Raw genomic sequence first — 6,295 nt, 5'->3', positions numbered from 1 at the left:
TTCCAGCGGCAAGCCCAGGGTTTGGGCCGCAATCTGAGTCATGATGGTGTAGGTGCCGGTGCCGATGTCGTTGCTGGCGCTGCTCACCATCAGGTGGCCGGCGGCGGTGAGGCTGGCTTTGGCGGCGGCCTTCTGCTGCGTAGCGTCCCAGCAGCCGGTCGCCATGCCGTAGCCAATCAGCCAGTTGCCGTCGCGCATCGAGCGGGGGGTAGGGTTACGCTTTTCCCAGCCAAACCGGGCGGCGCCCTGGTGGTAGCACTCGCGCAGCTTCTTGCTCGAAAACTCCTTTTTCATGTTCTGGTCGCGCTCAGCATAGTTGAGCAACCGGAAATCGAGCGGGTCCACGCCAGCTTTGTAGGCCAGCTCGTCCATCGCCGATTCGAGGGCGAACGAGCCCGTGGCCGCGCCCGGCGCCCGCATGTCGATGGGCGAGTTGGCGTCAATCTTAGTCAACTGGTAGTCCAGCTTCACGTTCTCGCACTGGTAGAGCAGCCCCGACCAGTTCACGACGACTTCGGTGAAGTCTTCGAACTGCGAGGTTTCGGCCAAGGCGGCGTGGTGCACGGCTTCGAGGCCGCCGTTTTCGTTGGCGCCCAACTTGAGGTATTGCAGCGTGTGGGGGCGGTGGCCGAGGCTGAACATCTGCTGCCGCGTCAGCGACACGCGCACCGAGCGCTCCAGCGCCAGCGCCGCCAACACGGCCAGAAACACCTGATATTGGGGCCGCAGCCCGGCGCCGAAGGCACCGCCGGTGAACTTGGAAATCACCCGCGCCTCCTCCTTGCTGAGCCCGAAAATCTTCGTCAGGTACTGCTGCACGTTCATCGCGCCCTGCGTTTTGTCGAAGATGTTCAGCTTCTTGCCCTCACCCAGCCACTCGACGGTGGTGGCGAAGTTCTCCAGCGGGTTGTTGTGCTGGGCCAGGTGGATGTACTCGGCCTCGTGCTGATGGGCGGCGTTCTTATACGCCTCGTTGGGGTTGCCGCGGGGCTTGGGCGGCGGCATGAAGCCGGTTTTGCCGCGGCCGGGCTCGTAGCCGTCGTCGCGCTTTTTCTCAATATCGGTCTCGTGCGCCTCGGCCGCGTACTCAACGCGCAGCAGGGAGGCGGCGTAGCGGGCCAGCTCAAACGTTTCGGCTACAACCAGGGCTACGGGCTGCTGGCTGAACAGGATTTCGGCCGCGTGCAGGGGCCGGAACGGCGAGCCGCCGGGCGCCAAATCGTCCTTGTAGCTGCGGTCGAACCAAGCCAGTGAGGGCACGTTTTCGTGCGAGAACACCTGCAGCACGCCGGGTAGCGCCAGCACCTCGTCGGCGTGAATCTTAGTGATTTTGCCCTTGGCAATCGGGCTGCTCACGACGTAGCCGTAGAGCAGGTCGGGCACGTTGAACTCGGCGGCGTACTTGGCCGCGCCGGTTACTTTGGCCAAGCCCTCTACGCGGCTAACGGGCTTCCCAATATAGTCCGTGCCCAGGCGGATAACGGGCGGAGCGGCAATCGTCTGCTTCATGGTAGTAAGGGGGGGGGAGGGACGGGGCTGGCCCCGCCGTGGTATAAACAAGGCTGCGTGAAGGGTGCCGGTCAACGGCTGCGGCCAGCGCGGGCGGCCGGGCGGGGGCAAGGCCGCCCCTACGGATTGGAATTGAGGAAGGCGTTTTCGTCCAGCTCGTAGTTCATCTCGGTCGCCTGCTTGAGGGCCCGCACCACGGCGCGCCGGGCCAACTCAATCTTGAAGTCGTTGGAGCCTTGGCCCACGGCTCCGTTCACAACCTGGTCGGCTGCTTGGCGAAAGGTCTCAACCGTAGCGGGCCGTCCTACCAGCAGCGCTTCGGCTTCTTTGCTACGCCAGGGCTTGTGGGCCACACCGCCCAGCGCCAGCCGCGCCTCCCGGATGGTGTTGCCGTCCAACTCCAGCGCCGCGGCTACCGACACCGCGGCGAAGGCATAGCTCGTGCGGTCGCGCAGCTTGAGATACGTAAAGTGCTTGGCAAACCCTTTTTCGGGCAGGTCCACGGCCGTTATCAACTCGCCGGGTTGCAGCGTGTTGTCCAGTTCCGGCCTCTCGCCGGGCAGGCGGTGAAAATCCTCAAACTTGATGCGGCGCTCGCCGTCCGGGCCACTCACCTGCACCACGGCTTCGAGGGCGGCCAGGGCCACGCACATGTCGGAAGGATGGGTAGCGATACACTGCTCGCTGGCCCCCAGAATAGCGTGAATGCGGTTATAGCCGCCGATGGCGGAGCAGCCCGTGCCGGGTTCGCGCTTGTTGCAGGGCGTGGCCAGGTCGTAGAAGTAGTAGCAGCGGGTGCGTTGCATGAGGTTGCCGCCGTTGGTGGCCATGTTGCGCAGCTGCGGCGTGGCCCCGGCCAGGATGGTTTGGCTCAGCAGCGGGTAGTGCTTTTCCACTTCGGGGTGGTAGGCCGTTTCGGCGTTGGTGGCCAGCGCGCCCAGGCGCAGGCCGCCATCGGGCGCCCGCTCAATCTGGCTTAGCGGCAGCTTGTGCAGGCTGGTGAGGTGGGTAGGGCGGGCCACGTTTTCCTTCATCAAGTCGATGAGGTTGGTGCCGCCGCCCAGGTAGGCCGAGTTGTCGTGGCTGGCCTTGTCGCGCAGGGCCTCGTCAATGGCCGTGGCTTGGGTGAGGGTAAAACTGTTCATAGGCTGGGGCAGAAGAAAATTAGGCGGGAATAGTAGTCAGCGTGCCATTATTTACGACCGCCTGACGGTCAATAACCTCCATCACGGCCGATAGGATGTTGGTGTAGGCGCCGCAGCGGCAGAGGTTGCCGCTCATCAGTTCGCGTACTTCGTCCACGGTCTTGGCGCGGCCCTCGTTAATCAACCCCTGGGCCGAGCAAATCTGGCCGGGGGTGCAGTAGCCGCACTGGAAGGCATCGTGGTCAATGAAGGCCTGCTGCAACGGGTTCAGCTCCTCCTCGGTACCCAGCCCCTCGATAGTCTGAATGTCGCTGCCCTGGTACACGGTAGCCAGTGCTAGGCACGAGTTGATGCGCTTGCCGTTCACGAGCACCGTGCAGGCGCCGCACTGGCCGTGGTCGCAGCCTTTCTTGGTGCCAGTCAGGTCCAGGTACTCGCGCAGCGCGTCGAGCAGGGAGGTCCAGGGCGCCAGCTGGAGGGTGTGGTCTTCGCCGTTCACGTGCAGCGTCACGGCTTGGGTGGGCACGATGGCCGCGGGCGAGCTATCAAGCGGTTTTTGGAGGACAGGGGTTGTATGCATCGGGAAAGTAGGGGTAAGAGAGTGAGGGTAGGCAAGGAACGCAACACGAAGAGTGCGTTCGGAAATGTACTTATTAACACGCAGCTTGTTGGGCATGGCGTAAATTCAGAAACCGCTGTTTTAAGTTGCTTATCAACTGCCCTGCTGACGGGGAGGACCCGTGCCGGCCCAGAAAGAATATTTTCCGTTTTCTAATTTCCGAACATCCCCCAAGCTGATTCGCTAGTGGCAAAACGCGGCAGGTGGTCGTCGAAGCGGACAGCGAATCAAGGCGCGGGCTACCGCGTAGTACCAGCGCTACTTGCCCTGGTGAATATTGCCTTCTGGTTTCGCCGGCGCTGGTACAAAAAGGAGCCGGCGGTGGGCCCATTTCCCGACGCCTATCAAGGCCTCAAGAGTAACCTGTAGCCGCCGGTTGCGTAGCCCGCTGTCCGCCTTAGCGGGAATTTCTGTTCCTGCTTTAGCGCGCCCCCTATCAGAAGGCCGGCTTGCAAGCGGCCGGTTTGCGGTGGGCGTGAACGACGACGTTGTGGCGGACGCCGTGAGCAAGGTGGCGTCAGCACGGCGCGTCCACCCGTTTGGGTTGGTTCAAGCTACCACTGAAACAACGGACCGCAACAGGATGAGCCTGCTACGGTCCGTCGTTTCAAAACCGCGCCTGGCTCCGGTTTCCGGGCTTGCCGCTTATTTCTTGTTGCTGCTCGTTTTGCCGGGTTTCAGCACCACTTTCGTCCAGCCCTTGTCACGGGCGTTAAAGTGCTTGTAGGCATCGGGGGCCTCGTCCAGGGAAAGTTCGTGGGAGACGATGGCGGACGGCTTCGCTTTACCGGAAGATATCAGCGCACAAAGCTCCCGGTTGTACGATTTGACGTTGGCTTGGCCCGTGGCAATGCTTTGCCCCTTCATCCAGAAGCTGCCAAAGTCGAAGTCCATGTGGCCTTTTTTCTGCAGTGCCTCTTTGGACTTCGGGTCTTCCTGCACAAAAACGCCCACCACGCCAATAGAGCCGGTCGCTTTCACCGCCTGGACCAGTTCGTTCATCGTGACGTTCGACTGTTCCTGGCCGTGTTTGTTGCAGCACTGGTAGCCCACGCATTCGCAGCCCCGGTCGGCCCCCTGCCCGTCCGTCAAGTCCAGCACCTGGTCCACGGCCGAGCCTTTCGACATGTCGATGGGGATGCCCCCCAATTCCTCCGCTAGCCGCAACCGGTCGGGGTGGCTGTCCACCACCATGATTTTGTCGGCCCCTCTTATGCGGGCCGACAGCGTGGCCATGAGCCCAACCGGCCCGGCACCGTAAATGACCACCGATTCGCCCGGTTTTACCCCCGCCAGTTCCGTGGCGTGGTAGCCCGTCGGGAAGATGTCGGAAAGCATAGCGTAGTCGTTTTCCTTCTCGCTGGCATCCTCGGGCAATATCAGGCAGTTGAAATCCCCGTATGGCACGCGCAAGTATTCAGCCTGCCCGCCCTCATACGGTCCCATGCCGGCGAAGCCATAGGCCGCCCCGGCAAAACCGGGGTTCATCGTCAGACAAAACGCAGTGAGTTTGCGCTCACAATTTTTACAGTGGCCACAACCGATATTAAACGGCATGCACACCATGTCACCCACTTTGACCTTCATCACTGCCTTACCGACCTCAACAACCCGGCCCAGGTTCTCGTGGCCAAAAATCCGGCCGGCTTCGATGTTGGTGCGGCCATCGTACATATGCAGGTCGGAGCCACAAATGTTGGTGGTGGTTATCTGAACCAGCACGTCAGTGGGTTGCTCAATTTTAGGGTCGGGCATTTCGGACACGCGCACGTCCAAGGGGCCGTAATAAACAAGTGCTTTCATGAGATTGAGCTTGAAAGGTTGACTTACTCCTCACAGTGACGGCATTATCGGGCAGAAGGTTTGGTTGAATCTCCCTAACGTTGTTTTCCGTTCCTACTATTGTGCGCCCCCAACGCTATGCTGAACTGCACGAAGTCTGCGCCGGCCTCTGGAGTGTTCACTTAACACCTTACTTGCTCCATCGCAACACATCTACTATAGAGCGGAGGTACGGAGGAGTACTTACTAACGGATAGTGGGGCTGACATGCCGAGCTATGCCCGGATTTCACCCGTGCAGCCCCGCCCACTAAGACGTATAACTTGGCCGAACGCAAAGCAACCGGACCACCTCAGGAGCAATCCGGCTGCAAGGCTTACGGCAGATAGCTAGGCCACTACTGATTTTCTACGGCGTGCATACCCGCTTCGGCCACCGCATGGTCGTTCTCCACAGTGCTGCCCGAAACCCCGATGGCCCCAATCACGCGGCCGTTGGCGTCGAGAATAGGAATGCCACCCGGGAAGGTAATCAGGCCGCCATTGGAGTGCTCAATGTTGTAAAGCGAGCCGCCGGGTTGAGAAGCCTGGCCCAGGTCGCCGGTGGGCATATCAAAATAGCGCGCCGTTTTAGCTTTTCGAATGGCAATGTCAATGGAGCCCAGCCAGGCATCATCCATCCGGATGAAGGCCGTAAGGTTGGCGCCAGCATCCACCACGGCAATATTCATTTTCACGCCCAGGTCCAGGGCCTTCTGGTGGGCGGCATGGACGGCTTGTTGGGCTAATTCAAGGGAGATATCCATAAAATGGAATGATGAGAAGAGAAAACGAGAAAGGCTTCTGCCGATAAACAGTATTTCATTTAGAGTTGTTGCGATTGAGAGCGGTTTTTTTGGGCATGAAACTCTTGATTACAGAACTGCGCACCGTGCGGCAATGGCGGGCAGCGACCGGCCTAGATGCGGTGCGCTTTGACGCGTTGGTGCCGCTGTTCGCCGCGGCCTACCAGCGTGTATACGGCGCGTCGATGGCGGAGCGCCCGACCATCAATCCGGTCGGGGCCACGTTCGCGGATGAGGGGGAACTGCTGTTTTTCATGTTGTTCAGCCTCAAAATCGGGCCTGACCTATGCCGTACTGGGGTTCTTTTGCCACAAGGGCGGATTTACACGCTAAGCCCGGTTATCAAACAGGGTTATAGTACTGCCTGAGAAAGACTGATTCTACGCTGTAGAGCGG

General features: G+C 60.6%; 6 protein-coding genes. 1 reads left to right on the top strand and 5 read right to left on the bottom strand.

The features are described 5' to 3' along the window. From DNI29_RS23545 to DNI29_RS23525, 5 genes are all read right to left on the bottom strand, one after another. Positions 1-1,509, bottom strand: a 1,509-nt coding sequence (locus tag DNI29_RS23545; RefSeq protein WP_110980606.1) for a xanthine dehydrogenase family protein molybdopterin-binding subunit, incomplete at its 3' end; no start/stop codon positions are given. A 119-nt stretch (positions 1,510-1,628) separates the two neighbouring features. Beyond that, positions 1,629-2,654 carry an FAD binding domain-containing protein gene (locus DNI29_RS23540; RefSeq protein WP_110980605.1) on the bottom strand — a complete coding sequence of 342 codons (1,026 nt, stop codon included), beginning with the start codon at positions 2,652-2,654 and terminating at the stop codon, positions 1,629-1,631. Positions 2,655-2,673: 19 nt separating this feature from the next. Beyond that, positions 2,674-3,234, bottom strand: a complete 561-nt coding sequence (locus DNI29_RS23535) for a (2Fe-2S)-binding protein (RefSeq protein ID WP_110980604.1) — start codon at positions 3,232-3,234, stop codon at positions 2,674-2,676. Positions 3,235-3,918: 684 nt separating this feature from the next. Then, positions 3,919-5,076: a glutathione-independent formaldehyde dehydrogenase gene (locus DNI29_RS23530; RefSeq protein ID WP_110980603.1), complete on the bottom strand. Its 1,158-nt coding sequence runs from the start codon at positions 5,074-5,076 to the stop codon at positions 3,919-3,921. Positions 5,077-5,452: 376 nt separating this feature from the next. Continuing rightward, positions 5,453-5,860 carry a GlcG/HbpS family heme-binding protein gene (locus DNI29_RS23525; protein ID WP_110980602.1) on the bottom strand — a complete coding sequence of 136 codons (408 nt, stop codon included), beginning with the start codon at positions 5,858-5,860 and terminating at the stop codon, positions 5,453-5,455. A gap of 95 nt (positions 5,861-5,955) precedes the next feature. Between DNI29_RS23525 and DNI29_RS23520 the strand changes: the two genes are divergently transcribed. Next, positions 5,956-6,267 carry a hypothetical protein gene (locus DNI29_RS23520; protein WP_123823419.1) on the top strand — a complete coding sequence of 104 codons (312 nt, stop codon included), beginning with the start codon at positions 5,956-5,958 and terminating at the stop codon, positions 6,265-6,267. The last annotated feature ends 28 nt before the right edge of the window (positions 6,268-6,295 follow it).

The organism is Hymenobacter sediminis, assembly GCF_003231285.1.
Classification (GTDB): domain Bacteria; phylum Bacteroidota; class Bacteroidia; order Cytophagales; family Hymenobacteraceae; genus Hymenobacter; species Hymenobacter sediminis.
Note: the sequence above shows the minus strand (reverse complement) of the source record. Positions and strands in the feature narration are given on the sequence as shown.